Annotated in this window: 10 protein-coding genes; 7 read left to right on the top strand and 3 right to left on the bottom strand. The window is 63.3% G+C overall.

Going from position 1 to position 13095, the window contains the following annotated elements; all coding sequences use genetic code 11:
- Positions 1 to 375: 375 nt before the first annotated feature.
- Positions 376 to 1317: a CAAX prenyl protease-related protein gene (locus tag VHD36_10485; protein HVU87738.1), complete on the bottom strand. Its 942-nt coding sequence runs from the start codon at positions 1315 to 1317 to the stop codon at positions 376 to 378.
- 452 nt (positions 1318 to 1769) lie between these two features.
- On the opposite strand from VHD36_10485, the gene fusA reads away from it, so the two are divergent.
- Positions 1770 to 3854, top strand: a complete 2085-nt coding sequence (gene fusA, locus VHD36_10480; protein HVU87737.1) for an elongation factor G — start codon at positions 1770 to 1772, stop codon at positions 3852 to 3854.
- Between the two features lie 512 nt (positions 3855 to 4366).
- Here the strand turns inward: fusA and VHD36_10475 are convergent.
- The gene (locus VHD36_10475; GenBank protein HVU87736.1) at positions 4367 to 5458 is read right to left on the bottom strand and encodes a ketoacyl-ACP synthase III; all 1092 of its coding nucleotides are present in this window, start codon (positions 5456 to 5458) and stop codon (positions 4367 to 4369) included.
- Positions 5459 to 5735: 277 nt separating this feature from the next.
- Complete coding sequence (locus tag VHD36_10470; GenBank protein ID HVU87735.1) at positions 5736 to 6335, bottom strand: hypothetical protein; 600 nt, start codon at positions 6333 to 6335, stop codon at positions 5736 to 5738.
- A 249-nt stretch (positions 6336 to 6584) separates the two neighbouring features.
- On the opposite strand from VHD36_10470, the gene VHD36_10465 reads away from it, so the two are divergent.
- The 6 genes from VHD36_10465 (at position 6585) to VHD36_10440 (ending at position 13030) form a co-directional block, all read left to right on the top strand.
- Positions 6585 to 7268 carry a hypothetical protein gene (locus VHD36_10465; GenBank protein ID HVU87734.1) on the top strand — a complete coding sequence of 228 codons (684 nt, stop codon included), beginning with the start codon at positions 6585 to 6587 and terminating at the stop codon, positions 7266 to 7268.
- A 403-nt stretch (positions 7269 to 7671) separates the two neighbouring features.
- Positions 7672 to 9330: a serine/threonine-protein kinase gene (locus tag VHD36_10460; protein HVU87733.1), complete on the top strand. Its 1659-nt coding sequence runs from the start codon at positions 7672 to 7674 to the stop codon at positions 9328 to 9330.
- 175 nt (positions 9331 to 9505) lie between these two features.
- A complete protein-coding gene (gene leuC / locus VHD36_10455) occupies positions 9506 to 10924 on the top strand; it encodes a 3-isopropylmalate dehydratase large subunit (protein HVU87732.1) in 1419 nt (472 codons plus the stop codon).
- Positions 10925 to 10975: 51 nt separating this feature from the next.
- Positions 10976 to 11563: a 3-isopropylmalate dehydratase small subunit gene (leuD, locus tag VHD36_10450; GenBank protein ID HVU87731.1), complete on the top strand. Its 588-nt coding sequence runs from the start codon at positions 10976 to 10978 to the stop codon at positions 11561 to 11563.
- Positions 11564 to 11617: 54 nt separating this feature from the next.
- Positions 11618 to 12403: an SDR family oxidoreductase gene (locus VHD36_10445; protein HVU87730.1), complete on the top strand. Its 786-nt coding sequence runs from the start codon at positions 11618 to 11620 to the stop codon at positions 12401 to 12403.
- A 69-nt stretch (positions 12404 to 12472) separates the two neighbouring features.
- Entirely contained in the window at positions 12473 to 13030 is a 558-nt protein-coding gene (locus tag VHD36_10440; protein ID HVU87729.1) for a hypothetical protein, read from the top strand.
- Positions 13031 to 13095 lie beyond the last annotated feature (65 nt).

Raw genomic sequence — 13095 nt, 5'->3', positions numbered from 1 at the left:
TGCTCACAGAATGTGCCCGAGGAGTGAGGTTTTCCAAGCCACCGGGGCCGCACCGTTTTGGGAGCCAACGACTTCTCCCAACATCGACCCGGCCGCTACTGAAGCGTACCACTTCCGGCGACCGCGGATTAACCGAGTTGGTCGCGCGGAGAGATCGTGCAATTCACCTTGCTTTCGCCGCCGGCCACGGAATATTGAGGGCGAAGCGCTTTTATGACTTTTGTGCCATGCTTTTTCGCGCAGCGAATAAGCATGCAATCATCGGATTTCAGCGCCGCCAAACATGCTTATCCTCCTTCGTCGGAAATGCATGGCACGCAGGGAAACGGCTCAAGACCGCAACGAGAGAGCGCGAAAACGGTCCCCGAGCCGCCGCTACATCAGATGCCACTGGTTCCAGACGACGACGTACAAGCCCAGGAGCAGGTTCGTCGTGGCGTGGGCGGCGACGCAGTCCCAGATATTACGCGTCAGAACCATCAACCCGGTGATCATCGAGAACCAGACGAGCGTGGCCAGGTACTCGCTCGGCATGTGCATGGCGAGCGGGACCGCCGTTCCTACCACAACGGCCAGCTTGTTCACGGTGCCAAAAGGAACCTTCGGCCAATCTTCGCTGACGCACAGACGCATCACGAAGCCGCGCAGGAAAAACTCCTCGATCAACGGCACGACCAATGCCAGGCCGATGAAGCGGATCACGAGAAAGCCCCACGCCCAGGCCGGCTGCGCCGCCAATTCGACAAGCGGGTTGAAGGCACTGCGTTGCGTGCTCGCGACCAGACTGCCCAAGCCAATCGCCGGCAGGACGCGCCCTTCGAGTTTCAACTGACAGAGACCGACCCACAGCACCACGCCGACGGCGCCGGCGACAAACGCCAGGGGACTCAGCTTCCAGGGAAACTGCTGATAGGTCGGCCAGCAAAAGGCGATGGCCGCGATCGAAAGCGCGATCTTCAGCGTATAGACGTAGGGATACGCGCTGTACGGAATGTCCAAGCCGAACCAGCTCGATGGTTTCACTGTCTCGTCGCCTGCGTCTGACTCGGGCGCGCCTTGGGCCTCGGAGGCGCTGGCCGGGGCGCCGTGGGCGGGACCGGCCCGATCCACGGCAGCCGGTTCCGGCGCCGCTGGCTTTTCGGCGATCGGGGGTGGGGTCGGCTCGAACTGCGTAAAAAGCAGAAAGACGACCAGCGGCAAAACGAATCCCAGCCACGGGTAGCGTGCTAGCAGGGCGCGACGCCCCCCGGTGGCTGTCGCATGGACAGCCGGTTGTGCCGGACCGTTTGCCGGATTGCTCTCGTCAGGTGTATTCATGGCTCGTTAAAACTAGTTGCCGCTTGGAGATAAATCAACTGTCCGGCTCCAATACCGACGCCCAGCAACGCCGCCCTGGCGCGTTTATTGCACGCTTCCCGGCGGGAGCCGCGGCAAACGCCAAGGCCGCATTCACGAATTCAACACACGATTCTCATTAGGAAATCAAATCCTTGTGGTCTATTTGCCCTTTGCCTGCCGAAGAAATGGGTTACGATGGTTGGACAGGCGTCATGCCATGCTGGGTCCCGCTCCAACGGCAAGGAGCGCCTCGGGAGATTCACGGGACCCCTGCCTGCCCAACGGGGTTCTCGTTCCTTCCGGCGACCCCAGGCGATTGCGACCCAACGGATTTGCGGGCGCTCACGCTATAGCCACAGTCGGTTAACAGGAACGCAAGCGGTGTCGGTTATTGGGTGAAGAGATTCGTTACCGGATAAAGAGACTCGACCATGGACCTGGCCAACCTACGTAACATCGGTATTTCGGCGCATATCGACTCGGGCAAGACCACGCTCAGCGAGCGCATCTTGTTCTACGCCGGACGCATTCACCGCATTCAAGAGGTGAAGGGCGAAGGCGGGGCCACCATGGACCACATGGACCTGGAGCGCGAGCGCGGGATCACCATTACCAGCGCCGCCACCACGGTCGAGTGGCAGGACCACCAGATCAACCTGATCGATACCCCGGGCCACGTCGATTTCACCGTCGAGGTCGAGCGCAGCCTGCGCGTGCTCGATGGCGCCATCCTCGTGCTGTGCGCCGTGGGCGGCGTGCAGTCGCAGTCGATGACGGTCGACCGCCAGATGAAGCGCTACCACGTGCCGCGCTTGGCGTTCATCAACAAGATGGACCGCACCGGCGCCGACTATCGCCGCGTCGTCAAGCAATTGCGCGAAAAGCTGCAATGCGAAGCCGTGCTGATGCAGATCGCGATCGGCAAGGAAGACAAGTTCGAAGGCGTCATCGACCTGATCACGATGAAGGCCGTGTACTTCGACGGCAATAACGGCGAGAAGGTCCGCCGCGAAGAAATTCCCGCCGAGCTGAAAGACGAGGCCGTCGAGGCCCGCCAGGCCATGCTCGAAGCGTTCTCCATGTACAGCGACGAGCTGATGGAGCTGTTGCTGGGCGAGCAGGAAGTGCCCGAGGAACTGATCCACAAGGTCGTCACCGAAGCCGTTCAGGAACAGGACGTCACGCCGGTGTTCATGGGCACCGCCTATCGCAACAAGGGGGTGCAGCCCCTATTGGATGCCATCGTCCGCTACCTTCCGTCGCCGCTGGACCGCAAGGTCACGGCCAAGGCTTACGACAAGCCGGACGAGAAGTTCCCGCTCGAGCCCGATCCGGCCAAGCCCTTCGTCGGCATGGCGTTCAAGATCGTGGAAGATCCGTACGGCCAGTTGACGTTCACCCGCATTTACCAGGGAACGATCAACAAGGGGGACATGCACTACAACCAGCGCACCGGCCAGAAGCACCGCTTCAGCCGCATCGTGCGCATGCACGCCGACAAGCGCGAGGAAGTCGACAGCGCCTCGGCCGGCGACATCGTGGCGATCATCGGCATCGACTGCGCCAGCGGCGATACGTACGCCTCGCAGACGAAGTACTGCACGCTGGAAAGCATGTTCGTGCCCGAGCCGGTCATCAAGATGGCCATCACGCCGCTGTCGCGCGAAGGCAGCGACAAGCTGTCGAAGGCCTTGCAGCGCTTCACCAAGGAAGACCCGACGTTCCGCGCCACCAGCGACGAAGAGACGGGCGACACGTTGATCGCCGGGATGGGCGAGCTGCACCTGGAAATCTACGTCGAGCGCATGCGCCGCGAGTACAAGGTCGAGGTCGAAGTCGGCGCGCCCAAGGTCAGCTACCGCGAAGCGCCGACGAAAGAGACCGACTACAATTACAAGCACAAGAAGCAGACCGGCGGTTCGGGCCAGTACGCCCACGTCGTCGGCCACTTCTATCCGCTGCCGGACGATGCCCCGGAGCCGTTCGAGTTCGTCGATAAGGTCACCGGCGGCCGCATTCCGCGCGAGTACATTCCCAGCGTCGAGAAGGGCTTCCGCGATTCGCTCTCCAAGGGGCCGGTGGCGGGCTTCCCGATCGTGGGCGTGCAGGCCGTGCTCGAAGACGGTTCGTACCACGAGGTCGACAGCTCGGACATGGCGTTCCAGGTCTGCGCTCGCGGCTGCTTCCGCGAAACGTTCCTGAAGATGAAGCCGGTGTTGCTCGAGCCGGTGATGAAGCTCGAAGTCGAGGTGCCGGTCAATTTCCAAGGCTCGGTGACCGGCGAATTGACCAGCCGCCGCGGCATGATCGTCTCCAGCGAAGTGCAGGGAGCCGTGGCCGTGATCGAGGCCGAAGTGCCGCTGGCCGAAACGTTCGGTTACTCGACCGACCTGCGCAGCATGACGCAGGGACAGGGAACGTTCACCATGGAATTCTCGCGCTACAAGCGCGTGCCGGCCAGCATCCAGGAAGAAATCCTGGCCGAGAAGAAGAAGCAACTGGTCGGCGCGAAGTAATTCGCCAGGGGAACGAAGTCGTCGGTTGTCAGTAGGCAGCAGGCAGTTAAGTGAACGACTGACAGCCGAAACTCCACGATCGGTCGGGGGCCATGCTCACGCTGGCGCGAGCGTGTCGAAGTTGGCCGAACTTATCCAGGGTACGCCAACCCGACGCTTCAAAAAAAGCCTGACAAAGTATCGCGACTCTGCACAACTCTCGGCGTTCGATTTTCGCGGCCCGATCCGGAACGACTGGGCCTGCGCCGCGACACTTCATGTGAACGCTCCGCTAAAGACGCTCACAGCGCGGGTGCCGCGAGTCGTTCGCCCGCCCGATGACCACGGGACCACAACAGCAACGATGTCTGACAACTAGCTAACGTCAAAACGATCTGGCTGTCAAATGTCGCGGATAATCAGGTGTCGTGCGCGACAGAGAGAGCCCGCGGGCGGAATGCGGCGGGAGTAGGCAGCGACGAGTGGGCCGAGAACGAAAAGTAGACGCAGAAGGAAATCGCAACGGCGCCGTGCTAGGCCGCCTGCTTTTCCGCGTCGTCGTCGCCGGCGACGATCTCGCCAGCGTCAGAAGCGGTCGTGGCATCGCCGGTGGCGGCGCCGTGACCCGCCCACGTTTCGGTCCATTGGCACCCGGCCCAGGAGAGCCCGACGCCGAAGCCGACCAACAGCGATCGCGTTCCCGGCCGCAGCCGGCCGCTGGCCCGTAGGTCGTGCATCAGGATGGGCAGCGTCGAGGAGACCGTGTTGCCGCAATTTTCCAGCATCAGCGGCAGCCGCTGATCATCCAGTTCCATCCGCTGGCGCAGCCGATCCAGCATCATATGCGTGGCCTGGTGCATGAGGAACAGGTCGACTTCGTCGCGCGCCCATTGCGCGGTGGCGAGAATCTCGTCGACGAGCTGCGGAATCCGCTCGACCGTGAAATCCACCAGCGCCGGACCATCCATGAAGAGATCGCTCGACCAGCGTTGGCGCTTGCGCGGTTTGATGGCGTCGTTCTCGGGCCGCGCGCCCCCCTTGGTGACCATCAGCGTATCGGCGCCCGCGCCATCGGTGCCGAAGCGAAAGGATCCGACGGAACATGTGTCCGCCGCTTCGACGAGCGTCGCCGCCGCGCCATCGCCGAAGATCGTGCGCAGGCTGCGATCGTCGGGCGCGATGTACTTCGAATACGTTTCGGCCGTGATCAAGAGTACCCGGCGGGCCGCGCCGCTACGAATCAGTCCATCGGCCAGCGACAGTCCGTAGACAAAGCCCGAGCACCCCAGGTTGAAATCCAGCGCGCCGATCGAAGTCCGCAACGCCAGGCGATCCTGCATCAAGCAGGACGTGGTGGGCAACGGGTAGTCGGGCGTCTGCGTGCAGAGCAGGAGAAAATCGATCGAATCGCGATCGACCTGGTGTTCGGCGAAAAGCTTTTCCGCGGCCGCGACTCCCAGGTCCGAGGCACATTCCTCGGGGGCGGCGATGTGCCGAGCACGGATGCCTGTCTTGGAATAGATCAGGTCCATGTCCCATTTCGGAAACTGCCGGTTGAGATCGTCGTTCGTCTCGACCAGCAGCGGCAAGTAGACCGAGATGGGACCTATGGCTGCGTATTTCACCGGTCTTCTCGCGTCGGATCGAATGGGCATGGACCGCAGGTGCGACCACCTCGACGCGCACGTTACCCAGCCTAACGCGCGCCACGGAAGCGGCTGCGAAAGTTAGCACACCCGGGCCGCGGCGGTCAATTCCTAACGGGTGAGCGTACGCACCCCCCCGCGTCAGGATGACGCGCATAAGGCTATTACGCAGCCCAGGGCGCTCGTGTGCGCTCTTGCGCAAAAAATGGCGCGCTCTGGTGTTAGCCGATCGTTAGCGCGCGTGCGCTGGTGCTAGCTACCAGGCGAGGACCGGCCGGCGAAGGGAAAACGGGTTGCCCGTGCGGTCCGATTCCTTCGTCTTGGGAAACAATTCCAGCGGGCCGTACTTGCGCGGATTGTTGGCGCGCTTGGAGGGGGGCGCATCGATGCCTGACACCTCGGGCTGCGATGAAAGCGCGGCGCTCGAGCCTGCCAGGGGTGCGTCGGTCAATGGTGGCGCATTACGCTGTTTAAAGCGGCTGCCCAAGCCTTTGCCCTGCTGATTGGGCGCGGTAGGCGCCCCAGCGAACCTGGGTGGCGTCGTGGGTTGTGGGAGGCGAAAGAAACGTGGCTTGCTCTTCGCTTCGCTGCCTGCCGGCGGTGGCAGAGGCGCCCCGAACGCGTTTGGGACGTCGATCGATGGTGGCGCCAGCGGTGCCCCGGCCGTACTTGGAACGTTGACTGCCGGGGGCGAGACCGCCGCGCGCGGCGCGGCGGGAACGTCGATCACCGGCGGAGCCAGCAGCGGTCCGTCGGTTGCCGCGCCGGCGGACGCCGACGGCGGCAAGGGAGTTTGTGCTAGCAATTCGCTAGCCGCAAGGTTGATCAACGTAAATGCTAGCAACCAGGTGCGCATCGGCTCCGCCTTTTGGAACTTTTTGCGATACGGCGCTCGCCCTCGCGCGCTATCGACCGTGGGGAACGAGTCACTTGAAGGGGCGCGCCGAAGATGACAGCTTCGTATGTAAACCCGATAAAGCGCACCGATACTTTGCGCATCTGACGAGTTGCGAATTCCATTTGACTCGGGTCGGATCGGCGGCCGAACAGATAATTGTCAGCGCGCCAGCCTTCGGTTTTTCGAGTCGCCGACAAAGGATTCGTCGTGACGACTCGCGCGGCAAGCTCTGCCGCGCCTGCCCAACCTCACCTACCGCCGCCTGGCTTGCGCGCTCGTGGCGTTGCGACGCCCGAAATCCCGCCGACATTTGCCTGGGTCAACACGATGTGGATCAAGTCATTCCGTCTGCGCAGCTTGTTTCTCACGCGTTTTTCGCGGCCCGCCGTGTATCGGCCGATTTATCAGGCGATTCGCCGTGACGGCCTGCGCAGAATCGTCGAGCTGGGAGTCGCCTCTGGCGACCTGGCTTTGCGGATGATCGAAATGGCGGCGGGCAAAGACTCTGCCGAGAATGTCGTTTATACGGGCGTCGATCTCTTCGAGATGCGCGCGCCGCAAACCGGCGAAGGCCTGTCCCTCAAGCTGGCTCATCGCAAGCTGGTAACCAGCGGCGCGAAGATCCGGCTGCTGCCCGGCGATGCGTTCTCGGCGCTGTCGCGCGCCGCGAACATGCTGGGCCTGGCCGACCTGATCGTGATTAACAACGATCAGGATCGGGCAGCGCTGGAAAAGTCGTGGTATTACATCGAGCGGCTCCTGCACGATCGCACGCGTGTGTTTCTGCAAGATGCCGCGCTTGCGGGGGCGGACTCTCCCTACCGTGACGTGGCGCACGACAGCGTCCGGCAATGGGCCGCGGCCGTAGCGCCGCGCCGCCGGGCCGCATAAATCTCGGGCCTTCGATCCATCGGCTCGCTCTTCGTTCGCGCCCGCCAGCGGCGAACCTTCGTCCGGCTTGCGGGCTCTCCATGGGCAGGCGGCCCTGTCGCGACGTAGCCCCCCCGCTAGCATGGGGCGATGTTCCTGCGCGGGAAATTATTTTCCGCCGACGGCAACTATAGGGCGGCAGAAGCGTTCCGGCCGTTCCCGAACAAGAGGCGCCCCACCTTAAGAAACCCGATGGTCGTGCGAATGGTAGACAGAGTGACTGCGCGGGGAATCACCGGAAACGGCTATTCCCCAAACGCGGTGGAAATTTGGGTGAACTCTCCCGCAAGCCCCACGTATATGATGGGTTAGTCGCGTTCGCCGAGGCGCGGGGCGTGCGAAACAATTCTGGCGCACACGTTCGATGGACCAGCAACGTCACCATTTCGAGCGGCACGGGGGCGACGCGACGCTCGATAGCCTGAGCCTGCGCGGTTCGACCAGTGGCAGCCCTCTGCCCGAAGTCAATCCGCGCGTGGCGCTCGTCGAAGGGAGCGGGCCGGGGCTCTCCGGTGAGACGCGGTTGCTACTGCGCACGCGCTTACGGGCCGCGGCTTTGGTCCTGTGCTTGGGGTCAGCCGCATTCTTCGTGCGGTCGCTGTTTGGCGCCGGCCTGTCGATGGGAAATCCCGCGCTCGAGCGCAGCGCGCGGTATCTCGATTGGTTCCACGCCTTCCACGTCGTCGTGCTGGCGCTGGTCAGCTATAAGCTGTGCTGGCGGTGCAACCTTTCGCTACGCGCTCTGCGCGTCGCCGAAACGGTCATCTTCGGTCTGACCGCGCTCTTCTTCGCCTGCGTGCAGCATGTTGCCAACGCGGCCAGCATGACCCTCGACCACACGACCTACAACCCGGTCGGAATGTGGTTCTGCTTGATGTTCACGTACGCGATCTACATCCCCAACACCTGGCGGCGGGCGGCGGCGATCATCGGCGTCATGGCCATCGCACCAATCGTCGTGATGCTGTTCGACAATCGGATGTACAGCGAGCTGACCAGGGCGCAACACCTCAATCAGCTCTCCTACGTCGTACTGTTCATGGCCGCGGGCTTCGGCTCGAGCGTCTACGGCACGTACATGATCGGCAGCTTGCGCCGCGAAGCTTTCGAAGCCCGGCAGCTCGGGCAATATCGCTTGCGCAACCTGATCGGCGCCGGCGGCATGGGCGAGGTCTACCTGGCCGAGCATCAAATGATGAAGCGGCCCTGCGCGATCAAGATCATTCGTCCGGGCAAGGCGCACGACCCGCGGGCGCTCGCGCGCTTCGAGCGCGAAGTGCGGGCCACCGCCCGCCTGTCGCATTGGAACACCGTCGAGATCTTCGATTACGGCATGACCGAAGACGGCACGTTTTATTACGTAATGGAATATCTGCCCGGTCTGAGCCTGGCCGAGCTGGTCGAGCGCTACGGTCCGCTGCCGCCGGAGCGCGTGATCTATCTGCTTACGCAAACGTGCGACGCCCTGCGCGAAGCGCACGCCGTGGGATTGGTCCATCGCGATATCAAGCCGGGGAACATTTTCGCGGCCCATCGTGGTGGCGTACACGACGTGGCCAAGCTGCTCGATTTCGGGCTGGCCAAGGCCGCCGCCGAAGGCCCCGCCGCGCCGCAGCTCACGCAAGACGGCACGATCACGGGGTCTCCCTCGTACATGTCGCCTGAACAGGCGCTGGGAGACAGTGAGCCCGACGGGCGCAGTGACATCTATTCGCTCGGCGCCGTGGCGTACTTCCTGCTCGTCGGCCGACCACCGTTCGACGATCAAAACCCGATGCGGGTGATGGTCGCGCATGCGCACGACGAAGTGGCGCCGCCGTCCCGCATCCGGCCCGACATTCCCGCCGATCTCGAGCAGGTGGTATTGCGGGCCTTGGCCAAAAATCCCGACGATCGATATCCCTCGGCGGCGGCCTTCGGCCGGGCGCTGGCGGAATGCGAATCGGCCGGCGATTGGTCCCGCGAGCAGGCCACCAACTGGTGGGAGCAGATCGAAAGACCCACCGCGGTCGGGGCAAGTTGATTGCTCGTTCTGCCTGGTGATGACGGTTCCGCCGCCTCGTCACGAACCTCCCCAAGCGCTCGGCCGTCTAGTAGAATCAAATGTCTGGGTATTTCTCCGCGCGGCGGGCCGGGCAAGATTTCCGCCCTGGCCGTTTGCCCGCCACGCCCCCCCCTTTTTGCTGCTTGGGTTGATCATGATTTCATCCTCCGCACGCCCCCGCACGATGTTCGACAAGATCTGGGATGCGCACGTGGTGCATGCCGAAGAGGGGAAGCCGACGATTCTCTATATCGACCTGCACCTTGTACACGAAGTGACCAGCGCTCAGGCCTTCGAGGGGTTGCGATTGGCGGGGCGCAAAGTGCGGCAACCATCGCGGACGGTTGCCACGCCTGACCACAATATTCCCACGACCGACCGATCGCTGCCCATATTGGACCCGATCTCGAAGCAGCAGATCGACACGCTGCGGGCCAACTGCCGCGAGTTCGGCGTAAAGCTTTACGACCTCGATAACGCTCAACAGGGAATCGTTCACGTCATCGGCCCCGAGCTGGGGCTGACGCAGCCGGGCATGACGATCGTCTGCGGCGACAGCCATACAGCCACGCACGGGGCGCTTGGTGCCATGGCCTTCGGCATCGGCACCAGTGAAGTCGAGCACGTGCTGGCCACGCAAACCTTGCTGCAATACCGCCCCAAGACGTTCGAGGTCCGCTTCGACGGCGCCTTGGCGCGCGGCGTCACGGCCAAGGACTTGATCCTGTATCTCATCGGGCAATTGACCACCGACGGCGGCACCGGCTACGCCATCGAATACACTGGCCCGGCGATCCGCGCGCTCGACATGGAAGAACGGATGACCGTCTGCAACATGTCGATCGAAGCCGGCGCCCGCTGCGGCATGATCGCGCCGGATGAGGTAACGTTCGATTATCTGCGGGGCCGCGAATTCGCGCCGCGCGATTTCGAGGCGGCGGCGAACCGCTGGCGACAGCTCCCCTCGGACCCCGGCGCCAAGTACGATCGCGTCTCGGTGTTCAATGCCGCGGACGTGGCGCCGCAAGTGACCTGGGGAACCAATCCCGCGCAAGTGGCCAAGGTCGTGGACAAGATTCCCGATCCGACCCAACTGGCCGACGAGAACGAGCGCAAGAGCGCAGCCAGCGCCCTGAATTACATGGGGCTCAAGCCCGGCACGCCGATCGAAGCCGTGGCGCTCGATCGGGTCTTCATCGGTTCCTGTACCAACAGCCGCATCAGCGACCTGCGGGCCGCGGCGGCGGTGGTCAAGGGTTACAAAATCGCCGGCAGTGTCCATGCGATGGTGGTGCCTGGCAGCGGGCAGGTGAAGCGGCAGGCCGAGTCGGAGGGGTTGGACCGCATCTTCAAGGAAGCCGGTTTCGAATGGCGCGAAGCCGGTTGCAGCATGTGCCTGGGCATGAACCCCGATACGCTTTCGCCCGGCGAGCGCTGCGCCTCGACCAGCAACCGCAACTTCGAAGGCCGGCAAGGCAAGGGGGGCCGCACGCACCTGGTCTCGCCGGCGATGGCCGCCGCGGCGGCCGTGTCCGGGCACTTCGTCGACATTCGCGAGTGGAAATACAAATAACGACCGGGCGCACGCGTCCCACCGGCGACACCATTTCTTCACGGGTCACGCATGAAACCTTTCGTCAAACACACCGGCCTGGTCGCGGCCATGGACCGCGCCAATGTCGATACCGACCAGATCATTCCCAAGCAATTTCTCAAGCGGATCGAACGGACGGGCTTCGGGCAGTTTCTGTTCCAGGATTGGCGGCGCCTGGAAGACGGCTCCGATAATCCGCAGTTCGAGTTGAACCTGCCGCGCAACCGCGGCGCCACGATCCTGCTCGCGCGGCGGAATTTTGGCTGCGGCTCGAGTCGCGAGCACGCCCCCTGGGCGCTCGAGGATTACGGCTTTCGCGCGATCATCGCTCCCAGCTTCGCCGACATCTTCTACAACAACTGCTTCAAAAACGGCCTGCTGCCGGTGCGGCTTGACGAAGGTACGGTCGACGAGCTGTTCCGCCGCGCCGCGCGCGAGGGGTACCAGCTCACGGTCGATCTGGAAACGTGTACGATCGCGGACGATGCCGGCTTCAAAGTCGCCTTCGAGGTCGAGCCGTCGCGGCGGCATTCCCTGCTCAACGGACTGGACGACATCGGCCTGACTCTGGCCCACGAAGACAAGATCGCGGCTTACGAAGCGGCGCTTGCCGGCTAAAATCGTGGCTCGTTCAGGTTCGCTCTCTCGAAGTCTCTTCAGAAGGTATCCGCCGTGATTCTCAACGGAAAAGTTGCCTTAGTCACGGGCGCCAGCCGCGGTATCGGACGGGCCACCGCCATCGCCTTGGCCGAGGCCGGGGCCGACGTGGCGATCAACTTCAATTCGCACCGCGAAGACGCGGATAACGTGGCCGAGGCCGTGCAGGCCGCCGGACGACGTTCGCTACTGGTGCCGGGCGACGTCGGCGACCGCCGCGTCGTCGACGAGATGGTCGATAAAACCGTGCAGCAGTTTGGCCGGCTGGATATCGCCGTGACCAACGCCGTCTACAGCGATCGGGAGATCTTCCACAAGGCGAATCTCGACGGCTTTCACCGCACGCTGCAGGTCACGATGTGGGGAGCGTTCTACACCCTGCGGGCCGCCACCCGGCAAATGGTCGAGCAAGGCGAAGGCGGTTCGATCGTCGTGATCAGTTCGCCGCACGCCTTTATCCCCGTGCCGCGTTCGATGGCGTACAATATGGCGAAGGCCGCCATCGACCAGATGGCCAGAACCGCGGCCATTGAACTGGTCGAGCACCGCATCCGCGTCAACATCATTCATCCCGGCTGGATCGATACGCCGGGCGAGCGAAAATTCGCCAGCGAGGAGCAAATCCAACGCGGCGGCGAGCTACTGCCGTGGAACCGGCTGGGGCGGCCCGAAGAAATCGGCCGCGGCGTCGTCTTCTTGTGCGATCCGGCCAGCGATTACATTACCGGCTCAGCACTGGGAATCGACGGCGGCGCCACGCTTCCCTGGTGGGCGTCGCGCGGCTCGGCGGTGCCAGAGTAGCCGCCGCAAGCTTGCGATCCGAAATCATGCTTTGATCAACTCCATGCTTTGATCAACTCCGAGGCGGCATTGGCCACGATCAAGACGGAATATCTGCTTCCTTGCCCTTGCGGCCACAAGCTGGCCGTCGACCGCAGCCAGGCCGGCCTGTCGGTCGGCTGCCCTCAATGCGGCGCCGCGCTGACGATTCCCACGCTGCGCGGTCTCGATCGGCTGGAGCGGGCCGCGCCCGAGGCCGACCAGCACGCTCAGGATTGGGGCCTGCGTCAGGCGGTATTCTTCGTGGGCGGCTTGCTTGGCGCCCTCGCGCTATTGGCGGTGGCCTTCCTGTGGATGACGCGCCCGATCTATCCGCAAGAGCATCAGGAGGCATTGATCGAGGCGGCGGGGTCGACCGGTGATATCGACCAAATGACATTGCTGCAGACGACCTACTTGTGGAATGAGCTGAGCAAGACGCCCGAATCCTCCAACATGTTGGAATTCCGCATGATGGTCGAGGACTATCAACAGGCCGCCACGATAAACCGCCATCGCATGATCGCGGCCGTGGGAGGATTGATCACGGGTGCGCTCCTGCTGGGCGCGGGCCTGCTGATTCCCAAGCAAAAGTCCACGCCGCGCTGAACCGCGCGCACGACGGCCAGCCCGGTGGTTTCGACGATCGAAATAAAATAGCCGATGCGCGACCG

Source organism: Pirellulales bacterium (assembly GCA_035546535.1).
Taxonomy (GTDB): domain Bacteria; phylum Planctomycetota; class Planctomycetia; order Pirellulales; family JACPPG01; genus JACPPG01.
The sequence above is the reverse complement of the archived record's forward strand: the minus strand, read 5'-3'. Positions and strand labels throughout refer to the sequence as shown.

Bases quoted from the DNA above. Each gene is read 5' to 3' on its own strand.
- VHD36_10485 (HVU87738.1), bottom strand. From the start codon at position 1,317: ATGAATACACCTGACGAGAGCAATCCGGCAAACGGTCCGGCACAACCG.
- fusA (HVU87737.1), top strand. From the start codon at position 1,770: ATGGACCTGGCCAACCTACGTAACATCGGTATTTCGGCGCATATCGAC.
- VHD36_10470 (HVU87735.1), bottom strand. From the start codon at position 6,335: ATGCGCACCTGGTTGCTAGCATTTACGTTGATCAACCTTGCGGCTAGC.
- VHD36_10460 (HVU87733.1), top strand. From the start codon at position 7,672: ATGGACCAGCAACGTCACCATTTCGAGCGGCACGGGGGCGACGCGACG.
- leuD (HVU87731.1), top strand. From the start codon at position 10,976: ATGAAACCTTTCGTCAAACACACCGGCCTGGTCGCGGCCATGGACCGC.
- leuC (HVU87732.1), top strand. From the start codon at position 9,506: ATGATTTCATCCTCCGCACGCCCCCGCACGATGTTCGACAAGATCTGG.